The following is a 1,251-nucleotide window of genomic DNA, read 5'->3' as shown; positions in this document are numbered from 1 at the left end:
GATCGCCCGCGGCATCGACCTGGACGAGATCGTCCTCGGCCTGTGCCGCTCCGTCGTGCCGTCCTTCGCCGACGCGATCCTCGTCTACCTCCGCGACCCGCTGCCGGTCGGCGACGAGCAGCCGACGGAGCCGTTCCGGCTGCGGCTGCGGCGTACGGACCGGATCACCGACGGCGTCGAGGACGTCGACAGCATGGGTGGCAGCCGGCTGCTGCCCGCGGCGACGGAGCCGGAGACGCCGGGCCTGGGCGCGGCCGAGAGCGTCGACGTCGTACGGGCCGGGGCGCTCCTCGAAGTGCTGCGCGGCGTCCGCCCGGTGTTCGGCGAGACGCTGGCCGCCCGCGCCGCCCTCATCGAACTGCTGGGCCGCGAGAGCCCGCTGGCGAACGCGCCGGCCGACAAGCGCACGATCGTCGCCCCGCTGCGCGGCCGGCGCCGCGTGATCGGGGTGGCGGTGCTCGTACGGGGTCCGGCGCGGCCCGCGTACGGGCAGGACGACCTGCTGATCGCCGCCCAACTGGCCACGCACACGGCCCTCGGCGTCGACAAAGCGGTGATCTACGACCGCGAGGCGTACATCGCGGACCAGTTGCAGCGCACGATGCTGCCCGAGTACCTGCCGGAGCCCACCGGCGTCCGCCTCGCCAGCCGCTACCGGCCCGCGGCCGAGACCGCGCGCGTCGGCGGCGACTGGTACGACGCGATCCCGCTGCCCGGCAGCCGGGTCGCGCTGGTCGTCGGCGACGTCATGGGCCACTCGGTGACCTCCGCGGCGATCATGGGCCAGCTGCGTACCGCGGCGCAGACGCTGGCGCAGCTCGACCTGCCGCCGCAGGAGGTGCTGCACCACCTCGACGAGCAGGCGCAGCGCCTCGGCGACGACCGCATGGCCACCTGCTTGTACGCGGTCTACGACCCGATCGCCCACACCCTCACCGCCTCCAACGCCGGCCACCCGCCGCCGGTCCTGCTCCGCCGCGACGGCACCAGCGAGGTGCTGGACGTACCGCCGGGCGCGCCGATCGGGGTGGGCAGTGTGGGCTTCGAGGCGGTGGAACTCCAGGCGCCGCAGGGCTCGACGCTGCTGCTGTACACGGACGGCCTGGTCGAGTCCCGGCTGATGGACGTCTCCACGGGCATCGAGCAGCTCTGCGCCCGCCTGACCCGCACGGCGGCACTCACCGGCCCCGGCAACCCGCCGCCGCTGGAGCCGCTGTGCGACGAGGTGCTGGACGTCCTCGGCCCTGGCGA

At 74.8% G+C, this 1,251-nt stretch carries 1 protein-coding gene; it reads left to right on the top strand.

Annotated features, from left to right (window positions below; genetic code table 11):
• A partial coding sequence (locus H5J30_RS34075; protein ID WP_181791686.1) for a PP2C family protein-serine/threonine phosphatase occupies positions 1 to 1,251 on the top strand: 1,251 nt, incomplete at both ends.

The sequence above is a fragment of the Streptomyces phytophilus genome, from assembly GCF_013870535.1.
GTDB lineage: Bacteria > Actinomycetota > Actinomycetes > Streptomycetales > Streptomycetaceae > Streptomyces > Streptomyces phytophilus.
Note: the sequence above shows the minus strand (reverse complement) of the source record. Positions and strands in the feature narration are given on the sequence as shown.